20 protein-coding genes and 1 other RNA gene are annotated in these 23,202 nt (G+C 65.8%); 8 read left to right on the top strand and 13 right to left on the bottom strand.

Annotation, left to right across the window (positions count from 1 at the left end):
* The 5 genes from hflK to AC3A6I_RS10780 are packed head-to-tail and all read right to left on the bottom strand — an operon-like array spanning position 1 to position 3,994.
* A complete protein-coding gene (gene hflK / locus AC3A6I_RS10760; protein ID WP_487543689.1) occupies positions 1 to 1,113 on the bottom strand; it encodes an FtsH protease activity modulator HflK in 1,113 nt (370 codons plus the stop codon).
* Between the two features lie 59 nt (positions 1,114 to 1,172).
* The gene (locus AC3A6I_RS10765) at positions 1,173 to 1,697 is read right to left on the bottom strand and encodes a dihydrofolate reductase (RefSeq protein WP_487543690.1); all 525 of its coding nucleotides are present in this window, start codon (positions 1,695 to 1,697) and stop codon (positions 1,173 to 1,175) included.
* Entirely contained in the window at positions 1,694 to 2,173 is a 480-nt protein-coding gene (locus AC3A6I_RS10770) for an N-acetyltransferase family protein (RefSeq protein ID WP_487543691.1), read from the bottom strand. Before AC3A6I_RS10770 ends, AC3A6I_RS10765 begins: the two co-directional genes overlap by 4 nt.
* A 7-nt stretch (positions 2,174 to 2,180) precedes the next feature.
* Complete coding sequence (locus AC3A6I_RS10775) at positions 2,181 to 3,203, bottom strand: DUF4424 domain-containing protein (protein ID WP_487543692.1); 1,023 nt, start codon at positions 3,201 to 3,203, stop codon at positions 2,181 to 2,183.
* Complete coding sequence (locus AC3A6I_RS10780) at positions 3,200 to 3,994, bottom strand: thymidylate synthase (protein ID WP_487543693.1); 795 nt, start codon at positions 3,992 to 3,994, stop codon at positions 3,200 to 3,202. The genes AC3A6I_RS10775 and AC3A6I_RS10780 overlap by 4 nt, the downstream gene beginning before the upstream one ends.
* 116 nt (positions 3,995 to 4,110) lie before the next feature.
* Here AC3A6I_RS10780 and ssrA point away from each other — a divergent pair.
* The 3 genes from ssrA to AC3A6I_RS10795 all read left to right on the top strand — a co-directional run bounded on the left by ssrA (position 4,111) and on the right by AC3A6I_RS10795 (position 5,304).
* Positions 4,111 to 4,467: a transfer-messenger RNA gene (ssrA, locus tag AC3A6I_RS10785) on the top strand.
* A gap of 126 nt (positions 4,468 to 4,593) precedes the next feature.
* Entirely contained in the window at positions 4,594 to 5,082 is a 489-nt protein-coding gene (locus AC3A6I_RS10790; protein ID WP_487543694.1) for an SspB family protein, read from the top strand.
* 12 nt (positions 5,083 to 5,094) lie between these two features.
* Positions 5,095 to 5,304, top strand: a complete 210-nt coding sequence (locus AC3A6I_RS10795; protein WP_487543695.1) for a ribbon-helix-helix domain-containing protein — start codon at positions 5,095 to 5,097, stop codon at positions 5,302 to 5,304.
* Positions 5,305 to 5,471: 167 nt separating this feature from the next.
* Here AC3A6I_RS10795 and AC3A6I_RS10800 read toward each other — a convergent pair whose 3' ends face one another.
* Both AC3A6I_RS10800 and AC3A6I_RS10805 read right to left on the bottom strand, forming a co-directional pair.
* A complete protein-coding gene (locus tag AC3A6I_RS10800; RefSeq protein ID WP_487543696.1) occupies positions 5,472 to 9,104 on the bottom strand; it encodes an AsmA family protein in 3,633 nt (1,210 codons plus the stop codon).
* 448 nt (positions 9,105 to 9,552) lie between these two features.
* Complete coding sequence (locus AC3A6I_RS10805) at positions 9,553 to 11,724, bottom strand: esterase-like activity of phytase family protein (protein ID WP_487543697.1); 2,172 nt, start codon at positions 11,722 to 11,724, stop codon at positions 9,553 to 9,555.
* A 157-nt stretch (positions 11,725 to 11,881) separates the two neighbouring features.
* On the opposite strand from AC3A6I_RS10805, the gene AC3A6I_RS10810 reads away from it, so the two are divergent.
* Positions 11,882 to 14,290, top strand: a complete 2,409-nt coding sequence (locus AC3A6I_RS10810; protein ID WP_487543699.1) for an ATP-dependent helicase — start codon at positions 11,882 to 11,884, stop codon at positions 14,288 to 14,290.
* Between the two features lie 116 nt (positions 14,291 to 14,406).
* On the opposite strand, the gene AC3A6I_RS10815 is transcribed toward AC3A6I_RS10810, so the two are convergent.
* Positions 14,407 to 15,318, bottom strand: coding sequence for a DMT family transporter (locus AC3A6I_RS10815; protein ID WP_487543700.1), 912 nt, complete (start codon positions 15,316 to 15,318; stop codon positions 14,407 to 14,409).
* Between the two features lie 182 nt (positions 15,319 to 15,500).
* Between AC3A6I_RS10815 and cls the strand changes: the two genes are divergently transcribed.
* The 3 genes from cls to AC3A6I_RS10830 all read left to right on the top strand — a co-directional run bounded on the left by cls (position 15,501) and on the right by AC3A6I_RS10830 (position 18,620).
* Positions 15,501 to 16,958: a cardiolipin synthase gene (gene cls / locus AC3A6I_RS10820; RefSeq protein ID WP_487543702.1), complete on the top strand. Its 1,458-nt coding sequence runs from the start codon at positions 15,501 to 15,503 to the stop codon at positions 16,956 to 16,958.
* 6 nt (positions 16,959 to 16,964) lie between these two features.
* Positions 16,965 to 17,678, top strand: a complete 714-nt coding sequence (locus tag AC3A6I_RS10825) for an endonuclease/exonuclease/phosphatase family protein (RefSeq protein ID WP_487543703.1) — start codon at positions 16,965 to 16,967, stop codon at positions 17,676 to 17,678.
* A gap of 72 nt (positions 17,679 to 17,750) precedes the next feature.
* Complete coding sequence (locus AC3A6I_RS10830) at positions 17,751 to 18,620, top strand: 50S ribosomal protein L11 methyltransferase (protein ID WP_487543704.1); 870 nt, start codon at positions 17,751 to 17,753, stop codon at positions 18,618 to 18,620.
* A 273-nt stretch (positions 18,621 to 18,893) separates the two neighbouring features.
* On the opposite strand, the gene AC3A6I_RS10835 is transcribed toward AC3A6I_RS10830, so the two are convergent.
* Together AC3A6I_RS10835 and AC3A6I_RS10840 are read right to left on the bottom strand one after the other, a co-directional pair.
* Positions 18,894 to 19,145, bottom strand: a complete 252-nt coding sequence (locus AC3A6I_RS10835) for a hypothetical protein (RefSeq protein ID WP_487543705.1) — start codon at positions 19,143 to 19,145, stop codon at positions 18,894 to 18,896.
* 10 nt (positions 19,146 to 19,155) lie between these two features.
* Complete coding sequence (locus AC3A6I_RS10840) at positions 19,156 to 19,302, bottom strand: hypothetical protein (RefSeq protein ID WP_487543706.1); 147 nt, start codon at positions 19,300 to 19,302, stop codon at positions 19,156 to 19,158.
* A gap of 142 nt (positions 19,303 to 19,444) precedes the next feature.
* Between AC3A6I_RS10840 and AC3A6I_RS10845 the strand changes: the two genes are divergently transcribed.
* Positions 19,445 to 21,277 (top strand): aminopeptidase P family protein, encoded by a 1,833-nt coding sequence (locus AC3A6I_RS10845; RefSeq protein WP_487543707.1) that lies wholly within the window; start codon positions 19,445 to 19,447, stop codon positions 21,275 to 21,277.
* Between the two features lie 37 nt (positions 21,278 to 21,314).
* Here AC3A6I_RS10845 and tatC read toward each other — a convergent pair whose 3' ends face one another.
* The 3 genes from tatC to tatA are packed head-to-tail and all read right to left on the bottom strand — an operon-like array spanning position 21,315 to position 23,178.
* Positions 21,315 to 22,136 (bottom strand): twin-arginine translocase subunit TatC, encoded by an 822-nt coding sequence (gene tatC, locus AC3A6I_RS10850; RefSeq protein WP_487543708.1) that lies wholly within the window; start codon positions 22,134 to 22,136, stop codon positions 21,315 to 21,317.
* Between the two features lie 2 nt (positions 22,137 to 22,138).
* Positions 22,139 to 22,927: a Sec-independent protein translocase protein TatB gene (gene tatB / locus AC3A6I_RS10855; RefSeq protein ID WP_487543709.1), complete on the bottom strand. Its 789-nt coding sequence runs from the start codon at positions 22,925 to 22,927 to the stop codon at positions 22,139 to 22,141.
* 32 nt (positions 22,928 to 22,959) lie between these two features.
* A complete protein-coding gene (gene tatA / locus AC3A6I_RS10860) occupies positions 22,960 to 23,178 on the bottom strand; it encodes a twin-arginine translocase TatA/TatE family subunit (RefSeq protein WP_487543710.1) in 219 nt (72 codons plus the stop codon).
* Between the last annotated feature and the right edge of the window lie 24 nt (positions 23,179 to 23,202).

Consider the following 23,202-nt stretch of genomic DNA (forward strand, 5'->3'; position numbering starts at 1 on the left):
TTACCTCGGCGCAACGTCGGTGGTCGGGGCGCCGCTGGTCGGCGGTGTCGTCCTGAGCTCAGGCAATGGCAGATAGGGGATTACCCCGCTGCCGTTCTGTCCTGGTTCGATCAGCACCTTCTGCGAGCCGCCCAGCACTTCTTCCATCGTCTCGAGGAACAGGCGCTGCCGCGTCACATCGGGCGCATTCACGTACTCGGCGTAGATCTGGTTGAAGCGCTCGGCCTCACCGGTGGCTTCCTGCACCACCTGGTTGGCGTAGGCCGCCGCCTGCTCCCGTACCGCCGCGGCCTGTCCGCGCGCGTTACCGAGGCGGGTATTGGCATCGCGCCGCGCCTCTTCCTGCACGCGCGTCTCGTCCTGGCCGGCGCGCTGCACTTCGTTGAAGGCCTCGACCACCGCTGACGGCGGCGCCGCATATTCGATGTTGATCTCGCTCACGGTGATACCCGCGCCATAGCTGGTCAGGATTGCCTGGGTGATGTCCTGCACCTGGCTCGCAATACCGCCCTGGTCGTTGCGGAAGATGTCGTCGGCGGGCCGCCGGCCCACCACTTCGCGCATCGCGCTTTCGGCCGACAGCCGCACGATGTCCTCGGGCTCACGCACATTGAACAGGTACTCGATCGGGTTCGCCACCGACCAGAACACGGTGAACCGCACGTCGGCGATGTTCTGGTCGCCCGACAGCATCAGGCCCTCATCGCTGGCCCGCGCACCTGAAGTGCCACCGATCGTGGTCCGGTTCAGCGCCACGGAGACCTTCTCCACCGTCTCGACCGGCCACAGATGGAAATGCAGGCCCGGATTGGAAAGCTCGGGCTTGGGCTTGCCGAACTGCAGCTCGACGCCGACTTCCGCAGGATCGACCGTGTAGATCGAGTTGAACAGCCACACCGCGATCAGCAGCACCGCGCCGCCGACAAGGCCCCAGCGCCCGCCGGGAATCCCCCCCTGGAAGCGGTCGCGGCCACGCGAAAGAATTTCCTCGAGACTGGGTGTCCCGCCCCCGCCACGGCGATTGCCACCGCCGCCGCCACCGGACGGTTGTCCCCACGGGCCGCCATTATTGCTATTGCGGCCGCCCCCGCCCGTATTGTTGTCCCAAGGCATGCGTTACCTTTCCAAGGGTTTTGACTTGCCGCCCTATATAGGGGGCGCGCCCAAGCCGATCAACGTGCGGCCGGTGAACGCCGACGATAGATTCTCACTGAGAATTCCGCGCTGTCGCGCTCGGTACGAGCAAGCAACACCTCCTCGGCAACTTCCCATTCCTTTGGGTCTATTGCCGGAAAGCGAGCATCGCCCTCGGGAACTGCCGCCACATGTGTGACGTAAAGTCGCTCCGCCAGTGGCATCGCCTCCCCATAAATCTCGCCGCCGCCCCCGACAATCACCTCGGAAGCTCCGTCTCGCGTCGCAATCTCCTGCGCCACCGCGATCGCTTCCCCCAGATCGTGCACCACCACCGCGCCCTCGGGCGCATAGTCGCGCCGCCGCGTCACCACGATGTTCGTGCGCCCCGGCAGCGGCTTGCCGATGCTCTCGAAGGTCTTGCGTCCCATGATCACCGGCTTGCCCAGCGTGGTGCGCTTGAAATGCGCGAAATCGGTCGGCAGCCGCCACGGGATCTGGCCCTCGGCCCCGATCACCCCGTTCTCGCCCACCGCCGCGATCATCGCGATGGGGACGCTCACGGTGCACCCAGCCTGGCCAGCGCCTCACCCTCGACGCGCACCTTGGTCCATTCGTCCTGCATCACCCCGCCTTGCGCCTTGTAGAAGTTGATCGAGGGCTCGTTCCAGTCGAGTACCCACCACTCGAACCGCCCCAGGCCCTCGCGCACGCAACGCTGCGCCAGGCTCTTGAGCAGCGCCTTGCCGATCCCGAGCCCGCGCGCCTCCGGATCGACGTACAGATCCTCGAGCCAGATGCCGTGCCGGCCCTGAAACGTCGAGTAGGTGTAGAACCACAACGCAAACCCGACCGGCCGCCCCTCATGCTCGGCAATCTCGCAGAACACCTTTGGCGCCTCGCCGAACAGGTCGCGCAAAATGTCAGCCTCGCTCGCTTTGGCCTCATGCGACAGCTTCTCGTACGCGGCGAGGTCGGCGATGAAACGGATTATGAGCGTCGCGTCCCCGGGGACGGCGCTGCGAATCGTTACGGTCATGGAGTGCTCACCCGACGGTCGGTTCCGGATTCTGCCGGTTGAGGATCAGCACCTCGAGCTCGCGGCCGTAGGGCGGCCACCAGTCCTTGGCCTCCATCTCGAACGTCGTCGGCCCGGTCTTTGTCACCTCGCCGTCCCAGCAGAACGACACGAGGTTCTGCGGCAGCACCTTGTCGATGGTCAGGTGGAACGTCCCGATCGGCCCGCTCCAGTTCGATCCCGTCGACCACACATAGCTGATCCAGCTCTCGGTGAACGGCGCGCCATAAGGCTCGTCCGGATCGGGCAGCGTCTTCTTCACCGCATTGATGAAGCTATCATCGGTGCAGTATTTCTTCGCGTACTCGGTCTTGGGGTCGTAGTCGTCGTAACCCTCGCCGAGGAAGGTCACCGCGACCGTGCCACCGACGCTGGGCTTGTACTGGTGCTCCACCACCACCGTCTCGCCGGCCGGAAAGCTCGCTTCCCAGCTATAGGTCGAGCGCAGCGTCCACACCGGCACATACTCGGTCTGCATCCCCTGCCCGATGTCGTATTCCATCGGGATCACCAGCCCGCGATGCAGCAGCTCGGCCTTCTGCTCGTCGTCGAGCGCGTTGATCGCCGCCTGCGTCGCCTGCCCGAACGGCAGCAGCGGCACGCCGAGATCCTCAAGGAACGCCGTGTAGTCGATATTGGTCGCGAACGCGTACTGGTGCAGCTCGCTCTGCACCGGCTCGCCGTTCACCGTCGTCTCGAACCCGAAAATGTTGGCGGGATCCTCGCTCGGCACCGCCGTCATGAAGTCGCCGTCGCCGGTGATGTCGGGCAGCGGAAACGCCACCAGCGCCTCCTGGTCCTCAGCGCCCTCGTTGCGGAACTCGTACTTCACCCGGATCTGCTCGGGCGAAACATACAGGTCCTCGCGCACCATCTTCACGTCGGGCGACTGCAGGAATACCAACCCGCCGGTACCCAGCGTCGCCATCGTGTCGTTGGCCAGCGCCGGCGCGGCCAATAGCAGGGCAAGAGCCAGTCCCAGCAATCTCATACCGCAATCTCCGCCTTGATCCGCTCATGCGGATCATAGCCGGTGATCATGAAATCCTCGAAGACGTAGTCGAAGATGTCGGTCTTGTCCGGGTTGATCGTCAGCCGCGGCAGCGGCCGCGGCTCGCGCGTCAGCTGCAGCCGTACCTGCTCGAAATGGTTGTGGTAGATGTGCAGGTCGCCGAACGAATGCACGAACTCGCCCGGCTTCAGCCCGGTCACCCGCGCCATCATCTCGGTCAAGAGCGCATAGGACGCGATGTTGAATGGGATACCCAGGAACAGGTCGCCCGAGCGCTGGTACAGCTGGCAGCTCAGCTTGCCGTCCGCCACATAGAACTGGAACAGGCAGTGGCACGGCGGCAGCGCCATCTCGTCCACCTCGGCCGGGTTCCACGCCGAAACGATATGCCGCCGCGAATCCGGCTTGGTCTTGATCGACTCCACCACGTTGCGGATCTGGTCGATGGTGCCGCCATGCCCGTCCGGCCAGCTCCGCCATTGCGAGCCATAGACCGGCCCGAGATCGCCGTTCTCGTCGGCCCACTCGTTCCAGATCCTCACCCCGCGCTCCTGCAGCCAGCGCACATTGGTCTCGCCGCGCAGGAACCACAGCAGTTCGTAGATGATCGACTTGATGTGCAGCTTCTTGGTCGTCACCAGCGGAAAGCCCCGCGACAGGTCGAACCGCACCTGCCGCCCGAACACCGAGCGCGTCCCGGTTCCGGTCCTGTCCGACCGGTCGGTCCCGTTTTCGAGCACGTCACTGAGCAGGTCGAGATACTGGCGCATGGGGCTGAACGATTCTGCGGGAAAGATGGGTCCAGTGTAGTCGCTCGCGCCCGCACGAGGAACCCACAGCCCCGACCTCGTTTGTGGATACGATCCAGGGACATCCAACGGCTGCCCCCTTTGCATCGCCCACCCATCGCGCCTATATAGAACCTGCCGGGTGACCGGCTATGGCGATAAACGGCTATCGTAATAAACCCATTGGACCCGGGGGCAGTGCCCGGCGTCTCCACCAGATCTCCCCGTCGTGGCGGGTTGCATGGGGACGAAACAGGATCGACAAGGGCGTAAAGGGTAGACTTTTGCTCGGCATGGTACCACCGATATCGGGCCATCCTAATAGTTGCCAACGACAACTATGCTCCGGTTGCTGTCGCTGCGTAATGCGGCGCTAGCACTGGGAATTAAAGTCCTCCGCTCCTAGCAGGGCGGCAGGCGGGGTTCGCAGGCACCTGGCAACAGAAGCCTGCACTTCCCTCCCCATCGTTCAAGGCTCGCCTAATGACCCAAGGCAACCGGCCGCTTTTGCCTTGAACTGCTACCGGCACACCTGAGATATTAACGCCAGGCGGGGATTCACCCGCGCTTGGAAACGCTCAATGGCCGAAGACCTCATCCGCTACGACATCCTGGCCCAGGAGGCGCTGCGCGGCGTGGTCCGCAAGGTGCTGTCCGAAGTGGCGCGGACGGGTCTGCCCGGCGAGCATCACTTCTTCATTTCCTTCGTCACCAAGGCGCCCGGCGTGCGGCTCAGCCAGAAGCTGGTTGAGCAGTACGACAAGGAAATGACCATCGTGCTCCAGAACCAGTTCACCGGCTTGAAGGTCACCGAGACCGGTTTCGAGGTCGAGCTGTCCTTCGATGGTCGCGGCGAACTCCTCAGCATCCCCTTTTCAGCCATCAAGGGCTTCTTCGATCCGTCCGTGCAGTTCGGCCTGCAGTTCGACGTCGAGCGCGTCGCCGACCCCGAAGCCCATGACGAGCCCGCTGCTGCTCCCGCCGAGGTCACCGAGCTCAAGCCCGCCGCCCCGACGCCCGAGGCCAAGGGCGAAAAGGTCGTCAGCCTCGACAGCTTCCGCAAGAAATAGCCGGCCGCGCGCGTGGAAAAGCGCTCGCTGACCATCGCCGGTCACCGCACCAGCATCGCCGTCGAACCCGAATTCTGGGCCGGCCTCGAACGCCTCGCCGCCGCCCGCGGCATCACCCTGCCCGTCCTGATCGGCGAGATCGACGAAGCGAGGGAAACCCCCAACCTCTCCTCCGCCGTTCGGCTGGCCGTCCTCGCCTGGTACCGTGACCGCGCCGGCTGACCGCTCGCCGACAAGGTGGACACTCCACTCTCCAAGTCCACTGATCTCCCTCCCCTCTGATGGGGAGGGCTCGCGAAGCTTGGCCGCGCCCGGCGCGGCCTTAGCGCAGCCGGGTGGGGTGGAGCCCCACACTCGAAGTCCACGGGCCCGGCCCAGCCCCGGCGCCCCTAGTTCCCAAAGCCAATATCCACCGGCCGATCCTTCAGTGCCTCCTCGACCGCCCGCCGCGTCGCTTCATCTTCCTCAACCTGCCGAGCCGCCTCCGCCGCGGCTGCCTCCCGCGCCGCCTGCTCCGCGGCCGCCCGTCGCTCCGCCTCTTCCTCGGCCGCCTTGCGTGCAGCCTCCTCCTCCGCCGCTTTCCGCGCCGCTTCCTCGGCTGCCAGTCGCGCAGCCTCCTCCGCCTCGGCGGCCTTGCGCGCCTCGTCCTCGGCCCGCAGCTTTTCGAGCCGCGCCACTTCGGCCTCGTACGCCTTGACCATGATCGTATCGACCAGCGCCGACACATCGAACGACCGCTCCGGCGCCAGCAACGTGCCGCCGAGCCGCGCCACGATCTGCCCTGCCCCCACGTCGCTGCCCATCGCAGCCGGTGTGATCGCCGTCGGCGTCAGGCTGTAGCTCCCCGAGAGTCCGAGGTCCGCAAGCCGGATCGACCCGCTGCCGAACAGCCGCCCGCCCTCGCCCTCGATGGCCAGGTTCGGGCTGCGCAGCGTGCCCCCGGCAATCGTGTAGGTCCCCGCCACCTCCGGGCTGGTGAACGGCCCGTCATCGAGCCGCTCCTCGATCAACCCGACGACCTCCTCGGGCTGCATCTCGAGGATGTTTTCGAGCCCCGTCACCGCGCGCGGCGCCTGCGGATTGAGCCGCGCAATGCTGAACCCGGACACGTTGAACGTCCCGTCCCCGGTCATCGCCCCGAGCAGCCCGGCGATGCTCTCAGCCGTGCCGTTGATCCGCCCGTTCATGTCGAGCTTGCCGTCGAGCGCGGCAGCCACAGCGGGCGGCATCACCTCGTCGAGCGCGACGTCGTTGAGTGCATAGCGCCCGCTCACCTGCTTGGCCGGCAACGGCCCGGCGCAGCACACCGTCAACTCGAGCTCGGCCGTCCCTTCACCCAGCTTGGCGCGGGCATTGCGCAGCCGCGTGCTGGTCCCGTCCCAATCGAAGCTGAGCCGCGCCTCGCTGCCGATCTCCCGACCCGCCACCGTCAGCACTGGCGCCGTCACCGCGATTCGCCCCGTGCTCGTCCGCGCCGCGTTGCCAAGCGTCAGCGGCCCTTCTGGCCAAAGCCCCGTGCCCTCCAGCAACGCCGCCGGCCCCGCCACCGCACCGACCAGCCCGGCGACGTCGATCGCCTGCAGTTCGAGCGCCCCGGCCGCATCCAGCGTCTCGCCCCGCCGCGTCAGCGCCAGCTGTCCCTTGAACGGCTGCCCGGCCGAATTGCCCTCGATCCCCCCGAACGAAATGTCGTCCGACCCGTCGAACACCACCGAGGCCGACCCGCTCAGCGCCGGCAGCGAAATGCCCTGCGCGCCCGCCAGGTCGGCGAGCGCTGAGGCGTCCGCAAGCGCCACCTTGAGCGTGCCCCGCCCGCTGAACGCCGCCGGATCGGTGACCACGACGTTACCCGAAAAACCCACCGAGTCCGCCCCGCTCGCCAGCCGCATCGTGGTCTCGAGGCTGTTGCCGACATTGCCGTCGATATGCACCACCAGCGTCCCCGGCGCCCCCGCCGCAAACATCTCGCCACTGGGCAACCCCAGCTGTTGAGTCAACGCCGCGGCGTCGGCGGCACGCGCATTCAACCGCACCTGCAGCGAGCCGCTCAGCGCCCGCAGGAAGCCCGCTTGCAGCTCCGCCTCCGCCGTCACATCCGATCCCGCGGCCGTGCCGCTCAGCGTCAGGCTCTGCGCCCCCTCGCCATTCGGCGCGTCCAGCCTCAGCTTCAGCGCCACCGGCAGCGATGGTCTGAGGAACTGCGCCACCGCATCCGACGTCCCGAGCGCCGCATAAAGCTGTGCCAGCGCCGGCGCATCGGCACTCTCCACCGCGATATCGGCCGTGCCCGACAGCTCCGGCTTCACGATCGAGCCGAACGCCGTCAGCGTCGCACTGAACCGCGCCCCGCCCAGGTCGCTCGCCGATACCTCGTCCACCACCAGCACGCCGCCGTCCCACGAACCGCGTGCCACGAGGTCCGATCCGTCGAGCCCGGCAATCTGCGCCCGCGCCGCGCTGAGCTCGAACTCGCCCTTCGGAAACGTCACCGGAAACGCGATGTCGCTATTGAGGTCCGGCAGCAGTGCCAGCAGCGCAGCGCTCCGCGCCGCATCGAGTTCGCCCACATCGGCGCTCAAGTGCAGGTCGCGATTGGCCCCGAGCCCGATCTGTGCCGAGAACGGGATCTTCTGCCCGTCGAGCTCGACGCTCGCCTCGCTGATGCTCAGCGTCTCGCCCACGAGGTTCAGCCGCGCCGCGATCCCGCCCGGCATGCCGAATAGCGGGTTGCCCTCGGCCAATCCTCGCCACATCGTGGACAGCGCATCCAGCCGCTGCGAGCGCACCGCAAGGCTGCCCGCAAACTCGGGCTTGCCCGTCGACACATCCACATCGCCGCTCAGCGTCACCGTCGCATCGCCCGGCAGCACCCCGGTCAGCTGGCTGATCGTCCAGCCGCTGCCATCCGTCGCCGCGTCGAGCCGCACGTTGCGCAGCGCAAAGGCCCGCAGGCCGACCTCGGCGATATCCATGCCGATCGTCCCGGGAATCCCCGGCGCCGGCGGCACCGGCAATTCCTTGATCAGCCGCACGATCTCATACGGCTCGACCGCCTGCTCGGCCGTGGCATCGCGCGGCGGCAGCGCCAGCACGCCGCCAGAGATCACCGCGTTGAAGGCGACATTGCTGCCCAGCGACACCTCGGCCGCGCCCTGCAACCGCGTCGCCCCGCGGTTCTCGTCGGGCACCACCACATAGTCGGTGAGCAGGATGCGCGACGTCGTCGCCGCCACCTTGCTGGTCATCACCAGGTCGCCCTGCCCCGCATCGACCGGCGCCTCGCCCACCAGCCGCACCGGCGGCTGTCGCCAGGTCATCGTGCCGGTGAAGCCGGGGTTCGCTCCGGTCTCGATCGTCCCCTCGGCCGAGAGCGTGAACCGATCGTCCGTCGGCCGCAGCGATAGCGCCAGCGTCCCGCCGCCCTCGGCTGTCAGCGCTCCGGTCGTCAGTCGCAGCGCGTATGACCGATCCTCGAAGCTTCCCGTCCCCTGGAACGAGAACGGTCCCCGCAGCGCGTCGATCCGGAGCTCGCCCGCCACATTGGTCGCAACCAGCTCGTTACCGGTCCGTGCATCGGCCACCGTCACCGTGCCACCAGTAATCGTCGCGTTGGCGACGGAGATATTGCTCTCCACCGTCTGCGCCAGCGCCACGCTGGTCGCCAGTGCCCCATCCGCCCCGATACCGATACGCACCGCCGGATGGTCGAGCACCAGCCGGGTGACGTTGTAGCGGTCGCGCAGGAAGTCGATCAGCGAGAACTCGGCCTCGACCTTGTCGATGGTCAGCGCCGGCTGGTCCGCCGGCCCGGCGCTCACCGCCGAGAACTGCAGCTTTGGCTGCGGCAGCAGCGAGAAGGCGACATCGCCCTCGATCCGCACCGGCGCACCCAGCACTTCGCCGGCAATCGTCGCCAGCCGCTCGCGATAGTCGCCCCAGTTGATGAAGCTGGGCACGACGAAAGCCGCGGCGATGGCAAGGATCGCAAGCACGCCGATGATGATGAAAAGCCGGTTCAGCACGGGGCCGCGTGAATCTCCGCAAAACTCGGCAAAGTGTAGGCAAAGCCCGCAGATACGTCACGGGCTGTTCGCGGGTCATCCCTCACGATCGTGTTGTCCGTGCCACAGCGCTCGTCACCTGAACATCAGTTCAGAAGCCATTCATGAATGCGGCAGACTTGCAGCGAAAATAGGTACGGTCCACTGACCTGACCGGCTATCCCGGGCACTGTCGGCGCCACGACGCCGGTCCCGTCCCGCTTCGAAGCGCCCGAGAAACCGCCCCTCCGCCCGACTTATCCTCGCCATCGTGCAGCATGCGATAATCTGCTCACGGGCAAACGAAATAGGGCGATGTCGATCTTGAGCAACCGAACTGAACGAAGTCGGCCATCGCCGTTCAATTCCGCGTCACAAACGATCAGGGCCGGCCCTCACGGACCGGCCCCGTCAAACAGTTTAGCGCGTCTTACTCGACCTTGAAGGTCCAGAAGAAGGTCTCGCCCGAGCTGTCATCCACACCGTCATTGTCGGTGATGACATAGGCAGTGCCTTCGCTGTCGATCGCGAGGCTTTCGACCTTGTCGACCACGTAGCCGTTATTCGCCTTGAGGTCAGGGATCAGGTCGCGGACGAGTTCCTTGGTCACGACCGGAATCTCGCCATCGAGCGGCGCGGCCACGAGCTCGGACACCGGCACGCGGTACACGGCCTTCAGCTGGGCCTTCTCGCCAATCTGGTTGTCGCGCTCGATCAGGTACACGTAGTCACCGTGCACGGTGATTTCCGAGAGCCCGACCCAGCCGCCTTCCGGAGCCTTCTCGAGCGGATAGCGCACCGCGCCCCATTCTTCGCTGTCGGTGTTGTAGGCCAGCAGCTTCACAAAGCCCTTCTCGTCATCCTTCCACTCGCGCTGGATGGCGATCCAGAGCGTGTCGTCGATCTTGGCGATGCCTTCCGAGCCCGAACGGGTCTCGCCCTTGAGCAGCGAGGCCGGGTAAGCGAACTCGTCTTCGATCTCGCCATCGGCATTGACGTGGTACAGCGCATGCGGCGTCAGCTTGGCCGTATCGCCTTCCGAAGCCAGCCAGAAGCCGCCTTCACCGTCCTGCGTGATGCCTTCGAGGTCGAGCTTCTGGGCCGGATGGCCATTCCGCGTGACCACGACCTTGTTGGTGATCTTGGCCGGCTTCTGCGTGGCGTCGACCGTGTAGATCGCCGCTTCCGCAAAGGCGCTGTCGGTCACGGCATAGAGCGTGCCCGGCTTTTCGGCATCGGCAACGGCGCCCGACAGCGCAGCCCAGCCCAGCGGCACGCCGTCGACCATGTCCGACGCGATCTGCGGGTAGGCCGGAGCATCGCGCTCGGCCAGCTCGAAGATCATGACATGCGAGCCGGCGAGACCATCGACCGACAGGTCGGTCTCGTTGGCGGTGACGTAGAGGTTACGCGACGGAATGGCCAGGGCGCCTTCCGGGCCGACGCCCGACGGGAGCGACTGGATGTATTCCGGCTCGGCGCCGGTATCCTTGTAGACGGCCACGAGCGACGCGCGCTCCTGGTTCACGAAGATGTACTTGGTGTCGCCGAATGTGCCGACTTCCATGCCTTCCGGCTCGACGCCCTTGGCGTCCGAACGGCCTTCCGGATAGTGGCCGAGCGTGGCCGCGATATAGTCCAGCGCCGGGCCGCTCTCGTAGAGCTCGGTGCCGTCCTTGTTGAAGATGGTGAAGCCGCGCGAACCGCCCTTCCAGTCGCCTTCATTGGCGATCACGATGCGGTCGTCGTCGAGCCACTGCACGGCGTCCGGCTCGCGCAGGCGCCCGTCCTGGCTTTCGGTGAAGCTCAGCACGCCGTCTTCGGTGGCGTCGATATTCTTGAGGTCGACCGCGCCGGCGGAGAAGTCGTTGATGATCTCACCGGTCTCGCCGTTGATGATCACGATGTGGTTGTTTTCCTGCAGCGTGAGCGCGAGTTCGTTCTTGCCGTTGAAGTCCGTATACTCGGGCTCGGCATCTTCCGGCGCGATATCGGCAACGCCGGTCAGGTCGGTGACGCGCATGGTCGAGCAGTCGATCGCACCGCCCTCGCCCACGCTGAAGAACGTCACGTTGCCACCCGGCAGCTGCGGGATGTCACCGTCGTTCACGTCCTCGTTGCGCTGGTTCTCCATCGAGATCGCGATGATCGAGGCATCGTGGCTCTTGGCCACGGCATCCGGCTGGCCGCCCAGGTCGCACTGGGACTCGAGGGTCTTGGTCGCGATGTCGACGATGGCGAGATAGCCGGTCGGCGCGGTGAAATCTTCAGTGGTGTCGACGGTAACGAGCGCACGGCCGCCGATCACGGCCACCGAGGTCGGGCTGCCTTCGAGCTTCACGAAACCGCCGGCCTGGGGGGCCTTGGGGTCGGTGATGTCGACAAAGCCGATGCCGCCCAGCAGCGCGTTCGAATAGACGAGCGTCATGCCGTCTTCGGTCGCGGTGATGATTTCCGAGGAATTCTCGGTGCTGCCGACTTCAACGTCGGGGTTGTTCAGCGCCACCGGAAAGCTGGCGATGCGGTCGAAATACTCGGCGCCGATGGCGGAGCCGGCGAGCAGGCTGGCCGAAAGGCCGAGCAGAATTGACTTTTTCAGCATGTAGTCCCCCTTGAAAAGAGGGCTGACGCTTAGGCAGGCCGCACAACGCTTGCGTGACAGTCCCATGACAGTCCTGTGACATGCCCGGAACGTATACATCGGCCGCCCCACTCCCTATATTCGCCGATGAGAACGAAACAGGATTCGTCAATCCCGTATGGCATCTGAACCGCAACGCCTCGACCGGCCCGCCGCCGGTGCGATCACCAGCCAATTGGGCCGCAAGCCCGCTGTGGCCGGGCTCGGCTATCTGAAGGGGCTGAACGAAGAACAGCGCGAGGCCGTGCTCAGCACCGAGGGGCCGCTGCTGGTCCTCGCCGGCGCCGGGACGGGCAAGACGCGCGTGCTCACCACCCGCATCGCCCACATCCTCAATTCCCGCCTCGCCTGGCCGTCCGAGATCCTGTCGGTGACCTTCACCAACAAGGCCGCCCGCGAAATGAAGGAGCGGATCGGCCACCTCGTCGGCTCGGGCGTCGAAGGCATGCCGTGGCTGGGCACCTTCCACTCCATCGGCGCCCGCATCCTGCGCCGCCATGCCGAGCTGGTGAAGCTGCGCTCCGATTTCACCATCCTCGATACCGACGACCAGATCCGCCTGATCAAGCAGCTGCTCGAAGCCGAGAACATCGACGAGAAGCGCTGGCCCGCCCGCGTCTTTGCCGGCATGCTCGATGGCTGGAAGAACCGCGGCTGGTTACCCGAGGACGTGCCGCCGGCTGAAAAATCCGGCTTCGCCAATGGCCGCCTGCCCAATCTCTACCACGACTACCAGGCCCGGCTCGCCACCCTCAACGCGACCGATTTCGGCGACCTGCTGCTGTTGAACATCAAGCTGTTCAAGGAGCACCCGGATGTGCTCGCCGAGTACCATCGGCGCTTCAAATACATCCTCGTCGACGAGTACCAGGATTCGAACACCGCGCAGTATCTCTGGCTGCGCCTCCTCGCCCAGGGCCGCCCGGCCTCGGAAGCCAATATCTGCGTTGTCGGCGACGACGACCAGTCGATCTATGGCTGGCGCGGCGCCGAGGTCGACAACATCCTGCGCTTCGAGAAGGACTTTCCGGGCGCCAAGGTGATCCGACTCGAGCGCAACTACCGCTCGACCTCCAACATCCTCAAGGCCGCCTCCCACCTCATCGCCAACAACCAGGGCCGCCTAGGCAAGACCCTGCACACCGATGTCGGCGAGGCCGGCGACCTCGTGCACGTCACTTCCGTCTGGGACAGCGACGAGGAAGCCCGCCAGGTCGGCGAGGAGATCGAGCAGCTCCAGCGCGGCGGCGACGTGCTCAACTCCATGGCCATCCTCGTGCGCGCCTCCCACCAGATGCGCGCCTTCGAAGAGCGCTTCATCACGCTCGGCCTCAACTACCGCGTCATCGGCGGCCCGCGCTTCTACGAGCGCAAGGAAATCCGTGACGCCATCGCCTATTTCCGCCTGGTGGTGAACCAGAACGACGACCTCGCCTTCGAGCGCATCGTCAACGTCCCCAAGCGCGGCCTCGGCGACACCACAGTGAAGCTGCTCCACGAAACCGCCCGCCTGCAGGGCACGACGCTGACCGGCGCCGTGCGCATGCTCATCGAAACCGAAGAACTGAAGGCCAAGCCGCGCACCACCCTGCGCGAGCTGATGGCCCAGTTTGACGACTGGAACTGGCGCATGCAGACCCCGCCCGGGGGCGAAAAGCAGGTCGACGAAGATACCGCCCCCGGCATCCCCCGCCGCAGTCCGTGGCATGCCGAGCTCGCCGCCCAGATCCTCGACGAGTCCGGCTACACCGAGATGTGGCAGAACGATAAGTCCGCCGAGGCCGAGGGCCGGCTCGAAAACCTCAAGGAACTCATCAACTCGATGAGCGAGTTCGACTCGCTGCAGGGCTTCCTCGAGCACGTCTCGCTGGTCATGGACCGTGACAGTGGCGAAGCCGAGGACGCCGTCTCGATCATGACCCTGCACTCCGCCAAGGGCCTCGAGTTCGACACCGTATTCCTCCCCGGCTGGGAGGAAGGCCTGTTCCCCAGCCAGCGCACCCTCGATGAAAGCGGCCGCGCCGGCCTCGAGGAAGAGCGCCGCCTCGCCTATGTCGGCCTCACCCGCGCCAGAAAACGCCTGCGCGTCTCGCTCGCCCAGAACCGCCTCACCCACGGCCTCTGGCAATCCGCCATCCCGTCGCGCTTCCTCGACGAGCTGCCCGCCGCCGCCGTCGAAGTGAAGGACACCGGCTCCTCCTACGGCGGTTACGGCTATGGCGGCCGCTCCAGCAGCCGCTTCGACACCCGCGACCCGTTCGATTCCCTCTACGAAACGCCCGGCTGGCAGCGCGCCCGCGCCCAGGCCAGCTCACGCAAATCGGCCGGCCCGATCACCATCGACGGCGACCTCGTCGCCCGCTCCACCGACGACGGCCGCGGCTCAAAGTACTCTGTCGGCCAGCGTGTCTTTCACTTGAAATTCGGCTACGGCACCATCGAGCAGATCGAAGGCAACAAGCTCTCGATCGACTTCGAAAAAGCCGGCAAGAAAAAGGTGCTGGAGAGCTTCGTCCAGAAGGGATGACCCTCAACCCTCAGCGGGGGCACAATCGCGCCCACCCACCGGGTCATCCCGGCGCAGGCCGGGATCCCATCCTGAGGTAGATGCCGCACTCACAGCGCGAGGAAACCTGAGCCACCCTACTGCGGCGGACTAACCTCGCTCGCCCGCTTCCGCTCCAGCCCCAGCCGGTGCTCGCGGTAGATGATGAACAGCCCCGACGCCACCACGATCGAGCCGCCCACCAGCATCGGCAGGCTCGGCACCTCGGCAAAGAAGAAATAGCCCACCGCCACCGACAGCAGCAGCGAGGCATACTCGAACGGCGCCACCACCGACATGTCGGCATGCCGGTAGGATTCGGTGAGCAGGATCTGCCCGATCCCGCCAAAAATCCCGGCCGCCACCAGCAGCGCGAACTGCTCGGTCGTCGGCATCACCCAGCCGAACGGCAGGGTGCAGAGCCCGAGCAGCGCCGAGATCGAGGAGAAATAGAGCACGATCGTCGCCGAGCGCTCGGTGTCGACCAGCCGCCGCACCAGCACCATGGCGGTCGCCGAAAAGCAGCACGATACCAGCGCCGAGATCGCCCCCAGCGTTGCCCCGGTCAGGTCCCCGACCCCGCCAGAGAATACCGTGAGCCGCGGCCAGATGATGATCACCACGCCCACGAGCCCGACCAGCACCGCGCTCCAGCGGTAGAGCCGCACCCGCTCGTGGTAGAACAGTGCGGAAAACACCACGATCAGCAGCGGCGTTGCATAGTTGATGGTGATCGCCTCGGGCAGCGGCAGCTGCGTCAGCGCGAAAAACCCGGTCATCATGCCGCCCGTGCCGACCAGCCCGCGCCACAAATGGCTCACGGGATGCTTGGTCTGCAGCCCCACCAGCAGCTCGCGCCGGTAGATCAGGTAGACGATGATCGGCAGGATGGCGAAGGCCGAGCGGAAGAACACCAACTGCCCGGCCGGCACGTTCTCGGCCGCCTTGAGGAAGCTCGACATGCCCAGGAACAGGCATACCGAACCCAGCTTGAAACCGATCCCAGCCATCGCGTTTTCACGTGGGTTGGGCGTGGGGGTCGACACGGCAAGCTCATTGTGGGGGAAATCGGCAGGCAACCCCACAATCGCGGCGTTCGTTGGTGGACGCAACTCCCATCGCGCCGGTGGTCGGCACTAGCCAGCGGCGAACGATCGGATATTAGTCTTAGGCTGGCGGTGCGGGAGGCTCGATGGGCGAAGTTGTCGACGTGACGGAGATGGCGGAAAGCGTCATCGAGAGCATCCCCATCATCGCCATGGTGCTGGCCGGCTTCTATGCCCTAGCCATCATCTGCGCCGTTCGCGAGATCAGCGCCTCGCGCACCTCGCAGGGCTCGATCGCCTGGCTCGTCTCGCTCGCCTTCCTGCCCTTCCCCACGGCACTGGTCTATCTCGTCTTCGGCTGGAAGCATTTCGACAGCTACGCCAACACCAAGCTGCAGGTGCGCCATTCCCGTCTTTTGCGCAGCGAGGATCTGGCCGTCATCGACCGCGAAACGGGCGACGAGTGGCCGGTCCAACGCCGTGCCGCCGGCATGCCCTTCATCGCCGGCAACAAGGTGGACCTGCTCATCGACGGGAAGGCGACGTTCGATTCGATCATCGCCGGCATCGCCGAGGCCCAGGTCTACGTGCTGGTCCAGTTCTACATCATCCGCCACGATGCCCTCGGCCAGCGCCTGGCCGACGCCCTCATCGAGCGCTCCCGCGCCGGCGTGAAGGTCTATGTGCTTTACGACGATGTCGGCAGCACCCGCCTTTCGGGCGCCTACAAAAAGCGCCTCAAGGACGAGGGTGTCCTGATCTACGGCTTCAATCACCGCCACCAGCTGCTGCGCGTCTTCGGCCCGATGCGGATCAATTATCGCAATCACCGCAAGAACGTCGTCGTTGACGGCAAGGTCGCCTGGACCGGCGGCGCCAATGTTGGCGTCGAATACCTGGGCGAGGACAAGAAATTCGGCGCCTGGCGCGACACCCAGATCCGCATCGAAGGTCCCGCCGCCTCGTCTCTTTCACTGATCTTCCAGGAGGATTGGCTCTGGGCTACCGATCATGCCCTCGAGCTGCCGCCACCCGAACGGGTCGAGGAAGTCGGCGACGTCTCCACGCTCGTCATGGCTACCGGCCCAGCCGACAAGCTCGAGGCCAACGCCATCGCCTTTGCCGATATCATCGGCCAGGCCCGCCGGCGCCTGTGGGTCGTCAGCCCCTATTTCGTGCCCGACACCGATATGCGCACAGCTCTCTACGCTGCCGTCATGCGCGGCGTCGATGTCCGAATCATGCTGCCAGCCAAGCCCGATCACCTGCTGGTCTGGCTCGCCAGCAATGCCCATGCCGATGCCATGGTGGAACACGGCGTCTCCATCTACCGCTACCATCGCGGCTTCCTGCATCAGAAGGTGCTGCTGATGGACGACCGCATCGCCGGCGTCGGCAGCGTGAACTTCGACAACCGCAGCTTCGCCATCAATTTCGAGATGACCGTCTGGATGACCGACAAGCAGGTGATCGAGGACGTCGAGAAAATGCTCGAGACCGATTTCACCCATTGCCGCAAAGTCACCCGCGAAGAAGTGCAGAAGCGCAATCCCTTCGCCCGTTTCATCGCCAATGCCGGACGGCTTTTGTCGCCAATCCTCTGAGTTCTCATGGTCAAGGTCGCCTCCTACAACATCCGCAAATCCATCGGCACGGACCGCCGCCGCCAGCCCGATCGCATCCTCTCCATCCTCAATGAGCTGAACGCCGACATCATCGCGCTGCAGGAGGTCGATCGCCGCTTCGGCCAGCGCGTTACCACCGTGTCGGCCGATATGATCGTCGACCACACCGACTACCTGCCCGTCCGCTTCGGCATCCGCGAAATGAGTCTCGGCTGGCACGGCAACGTGCTGCTGGTGCGCAAGGGTAGCGAGATCAGGAGCACCCAGCGCATCGAGCTGCCCGCCTTCGAGCCGCGCGGCGCCGTCATGGCCGACGTCGTCGTCAACGGCTCGGCCATCCGCGTCGTCGGCATGCATCTGGGCCTCATCGGCAACTGGCGCCTGAAGCAGGCCGAAGCCGTCGTCGGCTATCTCGAAAAGCTCGAGGCCAGCATGCCCACCGTCATCATGGGCGATCTCAACCAGTGGGCCGAGGATGGCGGGTGCCTCGCCGAATTCGCCCGCCACCACGACATCGTCACCCCGGGCCCGAGCTTTCACTCGCGTCGGCCCATGCTGGCGCTCGACCGCATCATCCTCAGTCGCGATTTCCGCGTCGACGCCATGGGCGTCCACCACACCGCGCTCGCCCGCACCGGCTCCGACCACCTGCCCGTCTGGGCCGACCTGACCCTGCTCGACAACGCAGCCGCCGCTTAACGATCCACGTCGCCGGGCATTGACTTCGCCCGGCCCGCTGCCGAAACAGCGTCAAACAGGACTTCTTGCCCCATGACGCTCTCCCAGCTCTCGACCGCCCTCACCAAGGATCAGGCCTACGCCCTGGTCGATGCCGTGATGGCCCGCGACGATCTCGCCATCACCGCCTCCGCGCACGAGGACGCCGATACCGGCGAGTGGGTGTTCGAAGCCACCTGCGACAGCGAGCCCGACCTCGACGCCTTCAACGCCCTCGCCCGCGACACGCTCGGCGGCGATGTCAGCTTCGCCGTCGAAGCGATCGACCCGGCCGTCAACTGGGTCGCAAAATCCCTCGAAGGCCTGAAGCCCGTCATCGCTGGCGGCTTCTTCGTCTATGGCAGCCACGAGGATGCCGTCCCCACCTCCGGCGTCACCCCGATCCGCATCGATGCCGCCCAGGCCTTCGGCACCGGCCACCACGAAACCACCACCGGCTGCCTCGAAGCCATCGACCGTGCCCTCAAGCGCCGCCGTTACAGCCAGATGATCGACGTCGGCACCGGCACCGGCGTCCTCGCTATCGCGCTCGCCAAGCGCACCCACCTGCCGGTGCTTGCCACCGACATCGACCCCATCGCCGTCACCACCACGGTCGAGAACGCCCGCGACAACGGCGTCGGCAACTATGTCATCGCGCTCGAAGCCACCGGCCTCGACCACCGCCAGATCGCAACCGGCGCGCCCTACGACATGGTGGTCGCCAACATCCTCGCCGGCCCGCTGGTCGCCCTCGCCCCCGGCATGCGCAAGATCACCGAGCGCGGCGCCACCGTCATCCTCTCGGGCATCCTCAACACCCAGGCCAACCGCGTCATCTCCGCCTACGCCCTGCAAGGCATCGTCCTCAAGCACCGCATCGAAAAGAAGGAATGGACCACCCTGGTGCTGGAGAAGCGCTAGCCCCACCCACCGGCCTCTCCGCGATCCTCCCCCGTTCACGGGGGAGGGGGACCGCCGAAGGCGGTGGAGGGGGCGGCCTCACCCACCGGCCCCCACCTCCCCCTTGATGGGGGAGGCAAGCGAAGCTTGGCAGCTCAGCTGCTGCCTAGCGCAGCTCGGAGGGGGTGGAGCCCCACGCTCCATCACCCCCAAAAACAAAATCCCCGAACTCACGTCCGGGGATTCAGCTTCGGTCAATACAGGCGACTGCCGCGCATTCCGCGCGCAAACCGCTTAGTTCGGGCGCTTGGTCAGCGCGCCGAGCAGAAGATGTTCGCGGGCGCGGGCAACGCTGCGAGTGGCTTCGCGGCCACGTGCATCGATCACGCCGGCAAGCGCCTTGCGAAAGTCGTTCTTGTTCTCGGGCATCTCTTTCTCCCGGTCTAGTGAAACTGGTGCGGCCACTTCTGCCGCTTGAGCTTGCATATAGTCCCGGCAGGCCAAGCCGGTAAGGTGTTGTTTTTGAAGGGTAGCCATGCTGGCCATGCAAGGCGCCTTAACGGCCGGTGAATCGCTCCGCACGCGCGGCGACATTCGGCTGCCGGGCCTTGAGGTATTCGGTGATTTGGCGCTGCGCCTCGTTGGTGCGGCGTTCGATCATGGATGCGAAGACCCGGCGGAACAGGGTTTTGCGGTCGTTCATTTCGATCTCCCGTTACCCCGCGGCGGCTAAATGCCCCCGCCCCGGTGAACCGCGCCTGAACGCGCCGCTCAGGCTTTTGGCCCTTTGGTGGCAGGATTGGCTCTGCTAGGGTTTCGGCACATCCCACCGACGAAAATCCGCCATGAGCCCCAACGACTTCGCCCCCGCCGTCTACCAGAACTTCGACACCCGCACCTCGCCCAAAACCGTGGCCGGCCGGGTGAAAGCGCTGCGCGCCGCCATGCGTGAGGCCGGGGTCGATGCCTTCCTCGTGCCGCGCGCCGATGCGCATCGCGGCGAGTCGGTGCCCGAGAGCGAGGCGCGCCTCGGCTACGTTACCAGCTTCACCGGCTCGGCCGGCCTCGCCATAGTCGGCGCGAAAAAGGCCGCCCTGTTCGTCGACGGCCGCTACACCCTGCAGGCGCCCGCCGAGACCGACACCACAATGGTCGAAGTCGTCGAAGCCGTGCAGGGCGGCATCCCCGCCAAGATCGCGGACTACGTGCCTAAGTCCGCCAAGGTCGGCTTCGATCCCTGGCTGCACACGCCCAGCGAGATCGCCGACCTCGAAAAGAAGTTCGCTGGCAAGTCCGCCACCCTCGTGCCGGTCGCCAACCTCGTCGACACCATCTGGGCCGACCGCCCTGCCCCGCCCAATGGCGCCGTCGAGTTCCTCGGCCACAACCGCGCCGGCAAGACCGCGCCCGACAAGCTCACCGAACTGCGCGCCATCCTCGCCGCCGACAGCGCCGATGCGGTCGTCCTCACCGTCCCCGAATCCATCAACTGGCTGTTCAACCTGCGCGGCCGCGACGTGCCCAACGTGCCTGTCATGCTCGGCTTCGCCCTCGTGCCCAAGACCGGCATGCCGACCCTGTTCGTCAACAAGGACAAGATCACCCCCGAGCTGAGGAAGGGCCTAGAGGGCCTCGCCAAGGTGGCCGACGTCGCCACCATGATCGCCGCTCTGCGCAAGCTGGGCGCCGCCGACAAGCGCGTGATGATCGATCCCGGCACCGTCCCCGTCGCCGTGGTCCAGGCCATCAAGGGCGTCAGCGACGCCAGGCTGATCGAAAAGCGCGATCCCGTCCTGCTGCCCAAGGCGATCAAGAACGACGCCGAGCTCGCCGGCATGCGCGAAGCCCACCGCGCCGACGGCGCCGCCATAGCCAAGTTCCTCTGCTGGTTCGATGCCGAAGCCCCCAGGGGCCAGCTCGACGAGATCGGCATCGTCACTGCGCTCGAAGGCTTCCGCCGCGAGGACCCCAGCGTCGTCGATGTCAGCTTCGACACCATTTCCGGCGCCGGCCCGAACGGCGCCATCATCCACTACCACGTCAACCGCAGCACCAATCGGCAGCTGAAACCCGGCGAACTGATGCTGGTCGATTCCGGCGCCCAGTACCTCTCGGGCACCACCGACATCACCCGCACCATGGCCACCGGCAAGGTCACGACCGAGCAGAAGACCCGCTTTACCCAGGTGCTGCGCGGCATGATCGCCATCTCGCGCGTCCGCTTCCCCAAAGGCACCACCGGCGCGCAGATCGATGTCCTGGCCCGCCAGTTCCTCTGGCAGGATGGCGTCACCTACAATCACGGCACCGGCCACGGCGTCGGCGCGTTCCTCTCGGTGCACGAAGGCCCGATCGGCATCTCGTCGCGCTATTCCGTGCCGTTCGAGCCGGGCATGATCACCTCGAACGAGCCCGGCTTCTACAAGCAAGGCGCCTTCGGCATCCGCATCGAGAACCTGTTGAGCGTCATCGAAAGCCCGGTCGGCGACGGCAAATTCCTCGAGTTCGAGACTCTCACCCTCGCGCCCATAGACCTTCGCCTCGTGGACGAAGCGCAACTCTCCGCTGACGACCGCAAGTGGCTGAACGCCTACCACAAGCGCGTCTTCAAGGAGATCGGCCCCCTCGTCACCGGCGAGGTTCGTGCCTGGCTGAAAGAGGCAACTCGCGAGATCTAGCTGGACAGCGGCCGCTCCCCGCGCCTACGCCACCAAGTCAGGCGGTCGGCGTCTCATCGGCGCCGGCCTCGGCCAGCGCCTTTGCCCGGCGCTTCTCGACCAGCGAAACCGACCAGATCGAGAGTTCGTAGAGCAGATACATCGGCAGCGCGAGGCCGATCTGTGAGATCGGGTCGGGTGGCGTAATGAAGGCCGCGAACACCAGGATAGCGACGATGGCGTAGCGCCGCCCCTTCTTCAGTGCGCCGCTGCCGATCAGGTCGATCTGGGCCAACAGCGTCAGGATCACCGGCAGCTGGAAGCAGATACCGAAGGCGATGATCAGCGTCATCGCCAGCCCCAGATACTCGCTGACCTTGACCAGCATCTGGATCTCGTCGGTCTCCATCATGGCGAAGAAATGCATCGCCATCGGCAGCACCGCGAAGTAGACCATCGCCGCACCGAGCACGAAAAAGATCGGCGTCGCCACCAGGTACGGAATGAAGGCGCGGCGCTCCTTCTTGTAGAGCCCCGGCGCCACGAACCCGTAGATTTCGACCGCCAGGTACGGAAAGCCGAGGAAGATCGCTCCGAAGAAGGCGAGGCTCAGCTGCGTGAAGAAGAATTCCTGCGGCGCCGTGTAGATGAGTTCGACCGGCTCCGGATAGACCGCGTTGCGGTACGGCTGCACGAGGATATCGAAGATCGAGCCCGAGACGAAGAAGCAGGCGATCAGCAGCACGAAAATCACGATGACCGACCGGATCAGGCGCTTCCTGAGCTCGATCAGGTGATCGAGCAATGGCGCTTCGCTCCCGGCGAGCTCGTCCGTGTCGACTTCAGGTTCGGGCGCAGCGAGTTTGGTCTGCTCGGCCATGGTCAGGTCGGTGTCTTTGGTGTGGCCCGCTTGCGCAGGGCGGGCTTCTTCGCCGATCCGTCAGGCGGCGCTACGGACTTCGCGCGCCGCGATGGCACGGCCTTCTTGACCGGCGCAGCGGCGGCGGTCTCGGCCGGTGCACCGGTTGCCGCCTTCTTCTTCGCCGCTGGCTTCTTGGTGGGCGCGATGGCTTCGACCGGAGCTGGCGACTCGATCGGCTTCGTCGTCTGGGGCTTTCGCGCCGGCTTTACCGGCTCGATCTCCCCGGCATCTACCGTGCTCTCGCTCGGCGCCTTGATCTTCCTGGGGGCGGCCTTCACCGGCGCCTTGGTGGCACTTGCCGCCGGCGCCTTGGCGACGGCGGGCGTCGACACCTCGGCCGCCTCGGTCGCCTTCGCGGCGGCCGCAGCAGCGGCCGTTAGCGGCAGCGCGGCCGGCTTCGTCATCCCGGCCGCGGCCTTGATCTCGTCGACCACGCTCTCGGCCTTCGGATCAGCCGGCTTCAGCGCGCCCGAGGGCGTCACCTGCCCCGTTGGCGATGTAGTGTTGAATTCCTTGCGGATCGCGTCGGCAGTCGCCTTGAGCGGCTGCGTCACGGACTCGCGCAGGTTCTTGATCTCGTTGAGACCGGTGGTCTTGTTCAGCTCGCGCTGAAAGTCCTGGCCCATGCGACGGATCGTGCCGGCAAACTGGCCGACCTTGTGCATGAGTGCGGGGAGTTCTTTGGGACCAATGACGATCAGGGCAACCACCCCGATCAAAAGCATTTCGGTCCAGCCGACGCCGAGCATGAATATGGCTCCGGGGAGCGGCCGTCAGACGATCAGGCGTCCTTGGCCTTTTCGGGTTCGCGGGCCGGCTCGGCGGTAACCGAAGCGTCGATCTGCGGCGTGGGCTTGGTTTCCTCGTCGCGCATGCCCTTCTGGAAGGACTTGATGCCCGAGGCGACTTCACCCATGAGGCCGGCAATCTTGCCGCGACCGAAAAGGACGATCACGACGATCGCTACGACGATGATGCCCCAAATGCCTGGCGCGTGCATGCTTAGTCTCCGAGATATGCCTTA

The organism is Devosia sp. Soil_C_22, from assembly GCF_057657195.1.